At 73.1% G+C, this 13,522-nt stretch carries 12 protein-coding genes; 2 read left to right on the forward strand and 10 right to left on the reverse strand.

All coding sequences use genetic code 11. The features are described from left to right. Positions 1-65 precede the first annotated feature (65 nt). The 4 genes from BKE41_RS04060 to BKE41_RS04075 form a co-directional block, all read right to left on the reverse strand. Complete coding sequence (locus BKE41_RS04060; RefSeq protein ID WP_012317635.1) at positions 66-413, reverse strand: diacylglycerol kinase; 348 nt, start codon at positions 411-413, stop codon at positions 66-68. Continuing rightward, entirely contained in the window at positions 410-1,468 is a 1,059-nt protein-coding gene (locus tag BKE41_RS04065; protein ID WP_012317636.1) for an AbrB family transcriptional regulator, read from the reverse strand. Before BKE41_RS04065 ends, BKE41_RS04060 begins: the two co-directional genes overlap by 4 nt. Positions 1,469-1,578: 110 nt before the next feature. Then, the gene (locus BKE41_RS04070; RefSeq protein WP_024831041.1) at positions 1,579-3,069 is read right to left on the reverse strand and encodes an argininosuccinate lyase; all 1,491 of its coding nucleotides are present in this window, start codon (positions 3,067-3,069) and stop codon (positions 1,579-1,581) included. Between the two features lie 89 nt (positions 3,070-3,158). Next, positions 3,159-4,094, reverse strand: coding sequence for a LysR substrate-binding domain-containing protein (locus BKE41_RS04075; RefSeq protein WP_012317638.1), 936 nt, complete (start codon positions 4,092-4,094; stop codon positions 3,159-3,161). Between the two features lie 136 nt (positions 4,095-4,230). Between BKE41_RS04075 and BKE41_RS04080 the strand changes: the two genes are divergently transcribed. Both BKE41_RS04080 and BKE41_RS04085 read left to right on the forward strand, forming a co-directional pair. After that, positions 4,231-5,820, forward strand: coding sequence for a catalase (locus tag BKE41_RS04080; protein ID WP_024831040.1), 1,590 nt, complete (start codon positions 4,231-4,233; stop codon positions 5,818-5,820). Positions 5,821-5,904: 84 nt separating this feature from the next. Next, positions 5,905-6,381 (forward strand): cupin domain-containing protein, encoded by a 477-nt coding sequence (locus BKE41_RS04085; protein ID WP_012317640.1) that lies wholly within the window; start codon positions 5,905-5,907, stop codon positions 6,379-6,381. Here the strand turns inward: BKE41_RS04085 and BKE41_RS04090 are convergent. The 6 genes from BKE41_RS04090 to miaB form a co-directional block, all read right to left on the reverse strand. After that, on the reverse strand, positions 6,371-7,588 hold the full coding sequence (locus BKE41_RS04090; protein ID WP_012317641.1) for an MFS transporter: 1,218 nt from the start codon (positions 7,586-7,588) through the stop codon (positions 6,371-6,373). The two genes, BKE41_RS04085 and BKE41_RS04090, sit on opposite strands and share 11 nt — an antisense overlap. Beyond that, the gene (gene lnt, locus BKE41_RS04095; protein ID WP_245295898.1) at positions 7,585-9,216 is read right to left on the reverse strand and encodes an apolipoprotein N-acyltransferase; all 1,632 of its coding nucleotides are present in this window, start codon (positions 9,214-9,216) and stop codon (positions 7,585-7,587) included. The genes BKE41_RS04090 and lnt overlap by 4 nt, the downstream gene beginning before the upstream one ends. An 88-nt stretch (positions 9,217-9,304) precedes the next feature. Further along, positions 9,305-10,438 carry a hemolysin family protein gene (locus tag BKE41_RS04100; RefSeq protein WP_070998567.1) on the reverse strand — a complete coding sequence of 378 codons (1,134 nt, stop codon included), beginning with the start codon at positions 10,436-10,438 and terminating at the stop codon, positions 9,305-9,307. A 36-nt stretch (positions 10,439-10,474) separates the two neighbouring features. Further along, entirely contained in the window at positions 10,475-10,954 is a 480-nt protein-coding gene (gene ybeY, locus BKE41_RS04105; protein WP_029361556.1) for an rRNA maturation RNase YbeY, read from the reverse strand. A gap of 2 nt (positions 10,955-10,956) precedes the next feature. Beyond that, positions 10,957-11,982: a PhoH family protein gene (locus BKE41_RS04110; RefSeq protein ID WP_234742064.1), complete on the reverse strand. Its 1,026-nt coding sequence runs from the start codon at positions 11,980-11,982 to the stop codon at positions 10,957-10,959. A gap of 118 nt (positions 11,983-12,100) precedes the next feature. Beyond that, on the reverse strand, positions 12,101-13,438 hold the full coding sequence (gene miaB, locus BKE41_RS04115) for a tRNA (N6-isopentenyl adenosine(37)-C2)-methylthiotransferase MiaB (RefSeq protein WP_070998569.1): 1,338 nt from the start codon (positions 13,436-13,438) through the stop codon (positions 12,101-12,103). Positions 13,439-13,522 lie beyond the last annotated feature (84 nt).

The following is a 13,522-nucleotide window of genomic DNA, read 5'->3' on the forward strand; positions in this document are numbered from 1 at the left end:
CGGGGCGATGCCGGCCAGATAGACCCTCCGGCCCGCGGATGCGAGCGCGGCCCGCGCGCGGCAGGTCAGCCGAGGCGTTCCACCAGCGCCGCCACCCAGACGAGCAGCGCCGCCATCTGCGCCATGAAGGTGCCGGCGGAGGCGAGGTCCTTCACGGTGCCGATCATCGGGTGATGCCCCGGATGGACGTGGTCGCAGAGCTTCTCGACGGCGGTGTTCAGGAACTCCGCGGCCAGCATCAGCAGGAGGCTGACCATCAGGGCGACGCGCACCCAGAGCGTCGCGCCGAGGAACAGGGCGACCGGGATGCCCAGGGCCAGGAGCACGAGTTCCTGGCGCACGGCCCGCTCGGTGCGCGCGCCGTGGCGCAGGCCGCGCCAGGAGTTGAGGAAGGCGAGGACCAGGGCGTTCATCGGATGGCGGCCTCCGGCACGGACCGGCTGATCCACTTGGCGAGCAGCGGGCCGGTGAGCAGCACCACGAACAGGCGCAGGGTCTGGACGGCGAGCACGAAGGAGACGTCCGCCTTCGAGCCGACCGCGATGATCGCCACCGAGTCGAGCCCGCCCGGGCTCGTGGCGAGGATCGCGGTCAGCAGGTCGATGGGCAGCAGCAGGGTCAGCCCCCAGCCCCAGGCCGCGCAGAGGGCGATGACCGAGGAGGTCGCCGCCAGGATGCCCGGCAGGGCGGTGACGGTCAGGCGCAGGGTTTCCCGGGTGAAGCGCAGGCCCACGTAGATGCCGATGCAGGCGTAGGCGAGCTCGAGGAGCGGCACCGGCAGCGCCATGCGCACGAGCCCGGTGGCGTGGAGCAGGCTGCCGAGCACCATCGGCCCGACCTGCGCGCCCGCGGGAACCCGCAGGGCGAGCGCCGCGCCCGCGCCCACGACGGCGACCGCGAGCGTCGCGAGCAGCGAGAGCGGGCCGGTGACCTCGCCGACGCCGGCCGACGCGCCCGCGACCGGCGTCTCCATCAGGAAGCGGGCCGCCAGCGAGGCCGAGAACACCACGGCGGCGACGCGCACGTACTGCATGAAGGCGACGAGGCGCGGATCGGCGCCGAAATCCTCGGCCATCGCCACCATGGCGGAGGCGCCGCCGGGGGAAGATCCCCAGGCCGCCGTGGTGCCGGGAAGCACGCGCAGGCGGGTCAGGATCCAGCCGACGAGGCCGCTGACCGCGACGGTGACCAGCACGACGGCGACGATGAGCGGCCCGTCCTCCAGCAGGGTCTGGGCGATCTGCCCGGTGACGGCGTGCGCGACGAGGCAACCGATCGCCGCCTGGGAGGCCTGGAACGCGGCCCGCGGGACGCGCAGGCGCGACCCGCCGACACCGAAGGCGATGGCCGCGATCATCGGCCCGAGCAGCAGCGCGGCCGGGAACTGCGCCTGCATCAGGCCGTACGACACGGCCGCCGACGCGGCGGCGAGGGCGGCCCAGAGGCCGAGAGTGCGGAGAGGGGGCAAGGCGACCGATCGGGAGAGGCCCGCTTCAGCCGGCAGGCGTCAGGCGCGCGCTATACCGCAATATTGGCCCTGTCACGGCAGAGTTTCGGCACGGCGCCCCCGCGCCGGGCTCAGGGCTCGCGCGTCAGGGCCGCGAAGGCGGCGTCGAGCCGCGCCCGGGCGTCGGCCAGGCCCGTGCGGCGGGCGTCGAGCCAGTCGCGGTCGGTCCGCAGCCGCGCCTGCGCGGCGCCCAGCATCCGCCGGACCTCCGCGGGCTGCGGACCGCCGAGGCCCTTCGCGGCGTCGATCATGCCGCGGGCCGAGAGAGCCGCCCGGAAGCGGGCCTCGTCGAGGGGCAGGTCCGGCGTCAGCCCCGACCCCGCCGCGGCCTCGGCGTAGATGCGCCGCACCTCCGGGAAGGGCAGGTCGGCCGGGCGCAGGTCGTGGCTGCGGCCGTAGCTCACCAGCTCGGACGCGAAGTGGTGGCCGAGCCGGAACGGAACGTCGGCCTCGCGCTGGAGCGTGTCGGCGAGCTCGGTGGTGGTGGAATAGTCCGCCGCGACCTCGTCGGCGGCGCGCGCCCGGTCGACGACCAGCCCGTCGAGGACGCGGGTCCAGCGCCGGCACATCTCGGCGGCCTCGGCCAGGGTCCGCCCGGGCGGCTCGGCCTGGTTGCGCTTGTAGTCCGGCATGCCGGAATCGACGTTGTGCGCCATGATGACGAAGGCCTGCGCGGCCCCCACGACGTCGCTGGCCTTCATGCGCAGGCTGTAGAGCGCGACGGGGTTGCGCTTCTGCGGCATGATGCTGCTGGGCCCGGTCAGCGCGCCCTCCCGCAGCAGGATCCAGGGCCGGGTCTGGTGGTACTGCGCGTAGAGGTCCTGCGCGAAGCTGCCGGCCGTGGTGGCGAGGTTCGCCGCGAGCCCGGTCAGCTCGATCCCCATATCCATCGGCGCGAGCTGGCCGGAATCGTAGCTGTTCTCCACCGGCGCGTCGAAGCCGAGCAGCGCCGCCAGCCGCTCGCGGTTCACCGGGAAGCTCGACGTTCCCAGGGCGGCCGCGCCCAGGGGCGACAGGTTCAGCCGCGCCCAGGTCTCCCGGAGACGGTCCGCGTCGCGGGCGAGGACGGCCGCGTAGCCCAGATAGATGTGGCCGAGCGTCGTCGGCTGGGCCTGGACGCCGTTGGTGTAGGCCGGGACGATCGTGTCGGCCTCGCGCTCGGCCACGGTCAGCAGGGCCGCCCGGGTCTCGTCGAGCGCCTTGGCGAGGTTCAGGAGGCGGTCGCGCTGCTCGAGCTTCAGCACCGTCGGGATGATGTCCTGGCGGCTGCGCCCGGAATGCATCCGGGTCGCGTCGGCGCCCGCGATGGCGGTGATCAGCGGCTCGATCCGCAGGTAGTCGTCCGGCCGCTCCGCACCCGGCTTCGCGGCGTCGGCGGCGACCCGGTCGAGGGCGCGGGCGATGGTCGCGCCCAGCGCCCGCGGCACGATGCCGGTCTCCACCGTCATGACCAGAGAGGCGCGGTTGATCTGGTCGATCCGGGCGAAGCTGTCCTTCGGCTCGGCGCGGGCCCCCGCGGGCACCAGCAGCGCCAGTGCGACCCAGACCATCGTGCGCCGCATCGAGCCGCTCCCTGCCGTCTCGGTCCTGATAGACCCGTCGCGGCCCGCCTTCCTATTCACAACTGTATAATGCGGGCGTTTGCGGCGGCTCAGGCGACGGTCTCGCCGTCGCGGCAGGCGGCCGTGCCCGCCGGCGCGTGCGCGCGGAAGAAGGCGGCCAGGCTCGCGAGCCCGGCGGCCCGCGGGTCGCTCGCGCGCCAGACCAGCGCGATGGTCCGCCCGGGACCGTCGAGGTCGAAGGCGCGGGTGACCGTCAGGCCGCTGGGATCGGGATTCGACGGCACCGCCAGGGCCGGGAGCAGCGTGTAGCCGGCGCCGGCCGCCACCATCGAGCGGAGCGTCTCCAGGCTGGTGGCGTGGCGGCCGACCGAGGAGCCGGCGCCGCAGGCCGCGATCGTCTGGTCGCGCAGGCAGTTGCCCTCGTCGAGCAGCAGCAGATCCGGGCCGGCGATCTCGGTCGCGGAGAGCGCGCCGCCCCGGGCGAGGGCGTGCTCGGCCGGGCAAGCGAGCCAGAACGGCTCGACGAACAGCGGCGAGACCGCGAGCCCGTGGGACGGCAGCGGCAGCGAGACCAGGGCCGCGTCGATGCGGCCGTCGCGCAGGCCCTCGACGATGTCGGCCGTCCGGGATTCCGACAGCGAGAGCATCAGCAAGGGGTACTGCTCGCGCAGGGGCCGCAGCACCAGCGGGAAGAAGTAGGGACCGAGCGTCTGGATCGCCGCCAGCACGAGACGCCCGGTGAGCGGCGAGCCGCGGCCCTCGCTGGCCAGCGCCAGCAGACGCTGCGCCTCCGCCAGGACGACCCGCGCCTGCCGGACGATGGCCTGCCCCGCTTCGGTCAGCAGGATCCGCCGGTTCGACCGCTCGAACAAAGTCAGGCCGAGCGCGGTTTCCAGCTTACGAACCTGCACGCTCAGCGTCGGCTGGCTGACGTTGCAGCGCTCGGCGGCCCGGCCGAAATGCCCCTCGTCGGCGACGGCGACGACGTATTCGAGATCGCGGAGCGAGAGACCGGCCAGGTTCATAGGCTGCGTCTATCAGAACCTTTGTGACGATGCATTTGCCTCGGGGTCATGCCGCGGTCATAACCCTTCACCAGAACGGTTCCAGGCTGACCCCGCTGTCCACCGAGAGCCTTCGCAGAACGGAGAGACGGTACGCATGAGCGATCAACGCCCGATCCTGACCACCCGCCAGGGCCACCCGGTCCGCGACAACCAGAGCACCCGCACGGTCGGTGAGCGGGGCCCGGCCACGCTCGAGAACTACCAGTTCATCGAGAAGATCACGCATTTCGACCGCGAGCGGATCCCCGAGCGCGTCGTCCACGCCCGCGGCGCCGGCGCCCACGGCTGGTTCGAGGCCTACGGCAAGATCGGCGACGAGCCGGCCTCCAAGTACACCCGCGCCCGCGTGCTGAACGAGACCGGCGTCAAGACGCCGATGTTCGTGCGCTTCTCCACCGTGGCCGGCGCCAAGGAGAGCCCGGAGACGGAGCGCGACCCGCGCGGCTTCGCGGTCAAGTTCAAGACCGTCGACGGCAACTGGGACCTCGTGGGCAACAACCTCAAGGTCTTCTTCATCCGCGACGCGATCAAGTTCCCCGACATGATCCACGCGTTCAAGCCGGATCCGGTCACGAACCGCCAGGAGGCGTGGCGCTTCTTCGACTTCGTGGCCCAGCACCCCGAGTCGATCCACATGGTGACGCACCTGAAGTCGCCCTGGGGCATCCCGGCCAATTACCGCGAGATGGAAGGCTCCGGCGTCAACACCTACAAGCTGGTCAACGACCAGGGCGAGGCGGTGCTCTGCAAGTTCCACTGGATCCCCAAGCAGGGCGTCCGGAACCTGACCTCGCAGCAGGCCTCCGAGATCCAGGCCAAGGATGTCGGCCACGCGACCCGCGACCTGTACGACAACATCAAGGCCGGCAATTTCCCCGAGTGGGAGTTCGCCGTGCAGATCATGCCGGACGGCCCGAACGACCACCTGTCGTTCGACCCGCTGGACGACACGAAGCTGTGGCCGGTCGACCAGTTCCCGCTGCTGCCCTGCGGCCGGATGGTCCTCGACCGGGTGCCGGACAACTTCTTCGCCGAGGTCGAGCAGTCGGCCTTCGGGACCGGCGTGCTGGTCGACGGCATCGACTTCTCGGACGACAAGATGCTCCAGGGCCGGACGCTGTCCTACTCGGACACGCAGCGCTACCGCGTCGGCGCCAACTACCTGCAGCTGCCGATCAACGCGCCGCAGCCCGGCGTGAAGGTCTACTCGAACCAGCGCGACGGTCAGATGGCCTACACGGTCGACGGCACCGGCCCGAACAAGCACATCAACTACGAGCCGTCGACGCTGGCCGAGGGCCTGCGCGAGGCGCCGAAGCCCGCGAAGGACTACCACCAGCCGGTCCAGGGCAATCTCGGCCGCTACCAGACCTCGCGCACCGAGGACGACTACACCCAGGCCGGCGTGCGCTACCGCTCCTTCGCGGATTGGGAGCGCGACGACCTGATCGCCAACCTCGTGGCCGACATGAAGCAGTGCCCGGAGCCGATCCAGCTGCGGATGGTCTGGCACTTCTGGCACGCCGACGAGGATTACGGCCGCCGCGTCGCCGAGGGCGCCGGGATCGATCTGGAGAAGGCCAAGGCCCTGCCGCCGCTGCCGGGCCGCGCCGCCCCGGGCAAGCGCCTGCAGTCCGAGACCTACACGGACGGCTCGCAGGCCCACCGGGTCGCCGCCGAGTAAGCCTCGGGCGCGCGCTCACCGATGCAGCCCCGCGCGGTCACCCGGCCGCGCGGGGTTCTCGTTTGGGGAACGGACGGGGCGAAGATGGCGAGTGTCGTGCACCGCGGGCCCGGCCCGAACGCCGTCATCGGCGGCATGCGGGTCACCTACCTGGCGCGCAGCGACGAGACGGCCGACGGCCTCGGCATCTACCGGGTCGCGATGGATCCCCGGACACCGGGTGCCGGGCTGCACCGCCACGCCCGGCTGACCGAGACGTTCTCGGTCGAGGCGGGCCGGCTCGCGCTCCGCGTCGACGGTGCGGACCACGAGCTCGGCCCGGGCGACTTCGCGCTGATCCCGCCCGGCATCGCGCACGCCTTCGCCAACCCCGGCGACCGGCCGGTGCGCTTCACGCTGAGCTTCGCGCCGGCTCTCGGTCGCGAGGGCTTCTTCGAGGGTCTGGCACGGCTGGCCGCGGAGGGACGCCTCGCCGATCCGGCCGCGATGACCGACCTGATGGCGCGCTACGATCAGGAACCGCTGGCCGGCTTCGCCGGCTGGAGCACCGTCAGCGGCTGAGCAGCGGCTGAGCGGCCGCATCCCGCGGCTCGGGCTCGGCCGCGCTGACCTTCCGGTCGCGCCCGGCGGCGAGGCCGATCAGGATCGCCGCCACGGTGATGCCGACGAACAGGGCCCCGGGGACGGCCCAGCCGCCGGTCGCCTCGTGGGCCAGACCGAAGACCAGCGGCCCCAGCGCGGCGCAGGTGTAGCCGATGCCCTGCGCCATGGCCGAGAGGCCGGCGGCGCTGGCCGCGTCCGCCGCGCGCAGCACGATCAAGGTCAGGCCGAGCCCGAAGCAGCCGCCGATCCCGAAGCCCAGCGCGCAGGCGGCGGGGATCCGGAGGGAGTCCGCCCCGAAGGCGAGGACGACGAAGGCCGCGGCGGTCAGGCCGGGAATCACGACGATCCAGGCGCGCTGGTCGCGGGCTCGGGCCGCCAGCATGGCGACCAGCAGCGCGCCCGGCGCCTGCACCAGCGTCGCCAGCGAGGCGTACAACCCGGCGTTGAGCGGCGTCAGGCCGCGGCCCTGCAGCAGCAGCGGCAGCCAGCCGAACAGGATGTAGGCGAGCGAGGATTGCAGGCCCATGAAGCCCGTCACCCACCATGCCAGCGGGTTGCGGAGCAGCCGCCCGGCCGAGGGCGCGGCCGTCGAGGCGGTCCGGCGGGCGAACGGGATCCACACGAAGGCCGCGACCAGCGCGGGCAGCGACCAGACCGCCAGGGCGGAGGGCCAGCCGCCGCCGAGGGCGTGCTCCACCGGCACCGACGCGCCGGCGCCCGCGGCCGCGCCGAGGCACAGGGTCATCGTGTAGAGGCCGGTCATCAGGCCGCCGTTGCCGGCGAAATCGCGCTTCACCAGCGCCGGCAGCAGGACGTTGTCGAGCCCGATCCCGATCGCCGCCAGCGCCGTCCCGGCGAAGAGCGGCACGAGGCCGCCGAGACCGCGGAGCGTCAGGCCGGCGACGAGGATCGTCGAGCCGGCGAGCACCGCGAGGTCGGGCCCGATCCGGCGGATCAGCGGGGCGGCGAGCGCGCAGGCGATGCCGAGGCACAGGACCGGCAGCGTCGTGAGGATGGCGGCGCCGCCGGCACCGAGGCCCGTGCCGTCCCGGATCGTCGCCAGCAGGGGGCCGACCGTGCTGAGCGCCGGGCGCAGGTTGAACGCGACCAGCATCAGCGCGAGGCCGAGCAGGAACCGGTTCGCGGTCGCCCTGTCCGAACTCACGGCCGCCGCCGCGCGATCACGGCCCCGCCCAGGCAGGCGGCCAGCATCAGCGCGAAGGCGGCGTCGCCGAACTGGCCGTAGAGCGTGCCGCCGACGATGCGGGCGGGCAGGTCCGCGTCCAGCCAAGTCTCCGCGTCGAGCGCGGTGCGGGCGACGACGCGGCCATGCGGGTCGATCACCGCGGAGATCCCGGTATTGGCGTCGCGCACGAGCGGCAGCCCCTCCTCGACGGCGCGCAGGCGCGCCTGGGCCAGGTGCTGGCGCGGTCCCGGCGTGTCGCCGAACCACGCGTCGTTGGTGACGTTCAGGATCAGCCCCGGCGGCCGCGGCGCCGGGGCGGCGTGGCCGGCCGGCAGGATCGCGCCCGGGAAGATCGCCTCGTAGCAGATCGTCGCCGCCACCGGCGGCAGGCCCGGCACCGTCAGGATCCGCTGGCCGGCGAGCGACCCGGCCGAGAACCCGCCGGGTACCGCCACGAACTGGCGCAGGCCCACGGCCCGCAGGGCAGCGTCCAGGGGACCCGGCAGGTACTCCCCGAACGGGACGAGGTGGACCTTGTCGTAGCTGTCGGAGATCCGGCCGTCCGGACCGATCACCATGACGGCGTTGTAGAAGCGCAGGCGCTCGCCCGGCAGCGGCTCCTCGGCGCGGGCCGCCCCCGTGATCAGCTGCTGCCCGGGCTTCAGGCCCGCCGCCACCTTGGCCAGGGCGTCGGGATCGCGCTGGATCAGGAACGGGAAGGCGGATTCCGGCCAGACGATGTGGGTCGGCTTCGGCGCGCCGGCCTCCGTCGGGCGCTGGCTCAGCTCGATGTAGCGGTCGACGATGTCGGCCCGGTTCTCGGGCCTGAACTTGGCGTCCTGGGGCAAATTGGGCTGAACGAGCCGCAGCCGGACACCGGCCACCACCGGGTCGGGCGGCCCGAGCCGCTCGGCGCCGTAGAGCGCCATGCCGACGAGCGCGATCGCGGCGGCCGCGCTCGGCCCGAACCGGGTGCGCGGGTTCGCCCCGGTGGCGATCGTCGCGGGCGCCGCGCAGATCAGGGCGGCCAGGATGCCCAGGCCGTAGAGCCCGATCGCGGCCGCCCACTGCATCAGCCAGAGGTTCTGGGCCAGAGCCATCCCGAGGGTGTTCCAGGGAAACCCCGTGAACAGGTGGCCGCGCAGCCAGTCCGCCGCGCCGAGCCCGAAGGCGAGGGCGGCGATCCGCGCCGCGCCGCGGCCCCACAGCAGGCCCGCGGCGCCGAAACCGGCGCCGTAGAACAGGCCGAGGACGAAGGGCAGTCCGATCACGCCGAGCGGCAGAGCCCAGAGAAACTCGTCGGCCTCCACCAGGAAGGCCTGGCCCAGCCACCAGAGCCCGGCCGTGAGGTAGCCGAAGCCCCAGGCCCAGCCGATCAGGAAGCAGGGCCAGAACCGCCGGAGGGTGGTCCGGTCGGCGGCGGCACCGTCCTGCAGCCAGACCGCGACCGTCAGGGAGACCGCGAGGGCCGGCAGGAGACCGTAGGGCGGCATGGCCAGCGCCCCGAGGGCGCCCGCGAGCCACGCCACACCGAGGCGGCGCCAGCCGGTCAGGCGCGCGATCGCCAGCACCGCGCCGGGCACGCGCGCCCGCTCCGGATCGGACATCGGACCCGGAACCGGCCCGCGCATCGGCGCGCCGGCCGCCGCGGGCGACCGGGCGAAACCGTCCGCCAAGCTCGTCACGCCGCGACCGTCACGGGTGCGGCGTCTCGGCGACCGGGGCGTTCGCGGGCGGGGGCAGGGCGAGCGGCACGACGTTGCCGATCCGCGCCGCGCCCTTGTGGAACCGGAGGCGCTTCAGGCGCCGCGGATCGGCGTCGAGCACCTCGAACTCGAGGTCGCCCGGGCCGGCGATCAGCTCGCCGCGCGAGGGAACGCGGCCCGCCAGGGTCACGATCATGCCGCCCAGCGTGTCGATCTCCTCGGCCATCTCGCCGACGGCCGCGACGAGGTCGACGCCCGTCACCTCGGAGACCTCGGCCAGCGGCGTGCGCGCGTCGGCCACGAAGACCTCGCCCTCGCCCTCGACCCGCTGGACGTGCTTGTCCTCGGCGACGTCGTGCTCGTCCTCGATGTCGCCGACCACGACCTCGATCAGATCCTCGATGGAGATCAGCCCGTCTGTGCCGCCGTACTCGTCGATGACCAGCGCCATGTGGGTGCGGGTGGCCTGCATCCGCACCAGCAGGTCGATCGCCGGCATGGAAGGCGGCACGAACAGGACCGGCCGCTGGATACGGGCCGCCGCGAGCGTCGTCGTCAGGTCGACCTTGCCGAGGTCCAGCCCGCGCGGCAGGCGCGCCGCGGGCCGGCGCGGGCGCGGGGCGGCCGGCGTGTCCGCCGCGCCGTCGACCGCGACCTCGACCGGCTTCGCGACGGCGGGCGCGCTGCGCCGGGCCGGCTCGGCCTTGGCGGCGATGTGGTCGACGAGGTCGCGGATGTGGACCATGCCGCGGGGATCGTCGAGGGTCTCGCCGTAGACCGGCAGCCGGGAATGGCCGGCCGTGCGGAACAGCTTGAGCAGGTCGCCGAGGCTCGTGTCGTTCGAGACGGCGACGATGTCGGCCCGGGGGACCATCACGTCGTCGACGCGCACCTTGTGCAGGCCGAGGACGTTCTTGAGCATGACACGCTCGAGCGGGGTGAGGCCGCTCTCGCCGGCATCCGGCTCCGCCAGCGCCTCCTCAAGACCCTCGCGCAGCGAATCGCGCGGCTTGAGGTGGAGCGCCTGGAGCAGGCGGTCGTACCAGGGCTCCCGGTGCTGGGATTCGCCCTCGGTGGAACTGGGCGCGGCCAGGGCCGCGCCGCGACTTCGATCGTTGCTCATGTCTCTCGGGTCTGGGGTCGCTCGGACGTCGCGCGCTCAGGCATAGGGATCCGGGATGCCGAGGGTCGCGAGTGCCGCGACCTCGAGGGCTTCCATGGCATCGGCCTCGGTCTCGCCGATCTCGTGGTCCTGACCGAGACAATGCAGGGTGCCATGGACGAGGAGGTGGGCGAGGTGATTCTGGAGCGGCTTCGACTGCTCCGCACTCTCGCGCACCAGGGTCTCGTACGCAAGGACCACGTCGCCGAGGGGCGCGGCGGTGCCGGCATGCCGCGGCTGCGGGGCGGCCGGGAAGGACAGGACGTTGGTCGGCTTGTCCTTGCCGCGCCAGGTCCGGTTGAGCTCCCGGACGGCGGCGTCGTCCGTCAGCAGGACGCTGACCTCGACGGGTCCGTCCGGCTTCTCGGGAGCCACGGCGAGCCCGGCCTCGACGGCGCGGGTGACGAGGGCCTCGAGGTCGGCGACCGCCGTCTCCCAGCGCGCGTCCTCGACGGCGAGGTCGATCTCGTGGGGCATGGTCACGCCAGGGGCCGGCGGCGGGGATTCGGATTGCGGTCGGCCTCCTCGCTGCCGTGGGCGGCGCGCTCGTAGGCGGTGACGATCCGGCGCACGAGGTCGTGGCGGACCACGTCGACGTCCTTGAACCGCACGTGTCCGATCCCCTCGACGCCCTCCAGCACGCTGACCGCTTCCACGAGGCCGGATTTCTGACCCGGCGGCAGGTCGATCTGACTGGGATCGCCGGTGATGATCATGCGCGAGCCCTCGCCCAGGCGGGTGAGGAACATCTTCATCTGCATGGAGGTCGTGTTCTGCGCCTCGTCGAGGAGCACCACCGCGTTGGTGAGGGTCCGGCCGCGCATGAAGGCGAGCGGCGCGATCTCGATCGTGCCGGTCTGCAGGCCGCGGTCGACGTGGCGGGCCTCCATGAAGTCGTAGAGGGCGTCGTAGATCGGGCGCAGGTACGGGTCGACCTTCTCGCGCATGTCGCCCGGCAGGAAGCCCAGGCGCTCGCCGGCCTCGACCGCCGGTCGGGACAGGATCAGCCGCTCGGCGTGGCCCTGTTCCAGGAGCGAGACGGCGTGACCGACGGCCAGCCAGGTCTTGCCGGTCCCGGCCGGGCCCTCGGCGAAGACCAGCTCGTTGGTGCGCAGGAGCTTGATGTACGCGTCCTGCGCCGGGTTGCGCGCGCGCACGGCCCCGCGCTTGCGGGTGGCGATCTGCTCGAAATGCGGCCTGTCGGCCTCGGCGGCGATCGCCTCGGCGGGGAACAGGGTCGCCTGCGCGGTGGCCTCGCGGATGGCGCCGTCCACCTCGCCGAGGGTCAGCGTGCTGCCGCCGGTCCGAACCCGGGCGTAGAGCTTCTGGAAGACCCGCCGCGCCGTCTCGGCGGCGTCGGCCGGCCCCTTGATGACGAGGTGGTTCCCGAGCGCGGTGGCGGTGACTTCCAGCCGGCGCTCGATATGGGCGACGTTCTGGTCGTATTGTCCGAAGACGAGGCTCGCGAGGCGGTTGTCGTCGAAGGTCAGCGGCACCTCGACCACCTCGTCCGATCCGGTCGGCCGCGCCGCCGGGCCGCGACCCCGGAGCGCGCCGCGCGCGCCCGCACCGTCCGATGCGCTCAAGCCGTCATCCTCGCCATCATCCCCACCGCTCCGATCCTCACGCCGCCGCAGCCTCGGAGACGAGTTCCCCGAACAGGCTGTTGGACCCCGCCTCGGTGATCCGCACCGGCACGACCTGCCCGATATGGTGAGGCGCGGCGTCGAACTGGACGGCCAGCAGGTGCGGCGTCTTGCCCGCGACCTGGCCGGGATGGCGCCCGCGCTTCTCCACCAGCACTTCGAAGACCCGGCCCGCGGCCGCCCGCTGATAGGCGTGGCGCTGGCTGTCGAGGAGTGCCTGCAGCTCGGCGAGCCGCGCCGCCATGACGGCCTCCGGCACCTGATCGGTGCGGTCCGCGGCCGGCGTGCCGGGGCGCGTGCTGTACTTGAACGAGAAGGCGCTCTCGAACCCGACGTCGCGCACGAGCCGCAGGGTCTCGGCGAAGTCCGCGTCGGTCTCGCCCGGGAAGCCGACGATGAAGTCGGACGAGAGGGCGATGTCGGGCCGGGCGGCCCGGATCCGCTCGATCAGCCGGCGGTACGCGTCGCCGGTGTGCTTGCGGTTCATCGCGGCGAGGATCCGGTCGGAGCCCGACTGCACCGGCAGGTGCAGGTAGGGCATCAGCGCCGGCACCTCCGCGTGGGCCCGGATCAGGGCGTCGTCGAAATCGTTCGGGTGGCTCGTCGTGTAGCGGATCCGCGCGATGCCGGGGATCTTCGCCACCGCGCGCACCAGATCGGCGAGGCCCGCGGGCGCGCCGTCGGGGCCGTCGCCGTGATAGGCGTTGACGTTCTGGCCGATGAGCGTGATCTCGCGCACGCCCCCGTCGGCGAGCTTCTCGGCCTCGGCGAGCACCGCCGCCACGGAGCGCGAGACCTCCGCGCCCCGCGTGTAGGGGACCACGCAGAAGGCGCAGAACTTGTCGCAGCCCTCCTGCACGGTCAGGAAGGCCGACGCCCCGAGGGTCCGCCGGCGGGGCAGGTGGTCGAACTTGTCCTCGATCGGGAACTCGGTGTCGACGACGCGGCGCTCGCGGGAGCGCGCCAGCAGGTCCGGCAGCCGGTGATAGCTCTGCGGGCCGACGACCACGTCGACGGCGGGCTGGCGCGCCTGGATCTCGGCGCCCTCGGCCTGGGCGACGCAGCCCGCGACCACGATGCGCGTGTCGAGGCCCTGCGCCTTCCGCTCACCCTTGAGCACGCGCAGGCGGCCGAGTTCGGAATAGACCTTCTCGGCGGCCTTCTCGCGGATGTGGCAGGTGTTGAGGACGACGACGTCCGCGTCCTCGACCGTGTCGGTCGCCGTGTAGCCCTCGGCGCCGAGGACGTCGGCCATGCGGGCCGCGTCGTAGGCGTTCATCTGGCAACCGTAGGATTTGACGAAAGCCTTCTTCAACGCGCGCCGTCCCGAACCGATCCGCCCCACTCCGCGCCGGGCCCGCGGGGACGGGGCCGGCGGGAGGCCTGTAGCACGCTTCGC

This window comes from Methylobacterium sp. C1 (genome assembly GCF_001854385.1).
GTDB classification, from domain to species: Bacteria; Pseudomonadota; Alphaproteobacteria; order Rhizobiales; family Beijerinckiaceae; genus Methylobacterium; species Methylobacterium radiotolerans.